Origin of the sequence: Streptomyces beijiangensis, from assembly GCF_017315755.1 — a bacterium.
Taxonomy (GTDB): Bacteria; Actinomycetota; Actinomycetes; order Streptomycetales; family Streptomycetaceae; genus Streptomyces; species Streptomyces beijiangensis.
On the sequence record NZ_JAFLRJ010000466.1, the window covers coordinates 1 to 329 of the forward strand.

General features: G+C 69.9%; 1 pseudogene. It reads right to left on the reverse strand.

Annotated features, from left to right (window positions below):
* Positions 1-69 precede the first annotated feature (69 nt).
* Positions 70-329: pseudogene (locus J0695_RS34745) on the reverse strand (hypothetical protein); the annotation flags it as partial.

Consider the following 329-nt stretch of genomic DNA (forward strand, 5'->3'; position numbering starts at 1 on the left):
GACCCCCGCTTGTCCTCAGTCGCCGGACGGGCTTGAAAAATCAAGCCCGTCCTGCGGGGGCTGCCTGCCTCAGGCTCGGCGGCTGCCTACCGCGCGGGCGATGCCCCAGGCCGCTGCCGCGCCGACCAGGGTCGCGATGGCGGTGAACCAGGTGGCCCAGGCCTTGGCGGGGAAGAAGGCGTTCGCCTTGAAGGCGTTCTTGACCGCGTAGATGTCCCCGAGGTCGTACAGCATCGGGAACAGGTAGTTGGTGAAGCCGAAGAAGGCGCCGAGTGCGGCGAGGATGCCCGCCGCGATGTGGGCGCCGTCGCTGCGGCCGCCGACCTTGC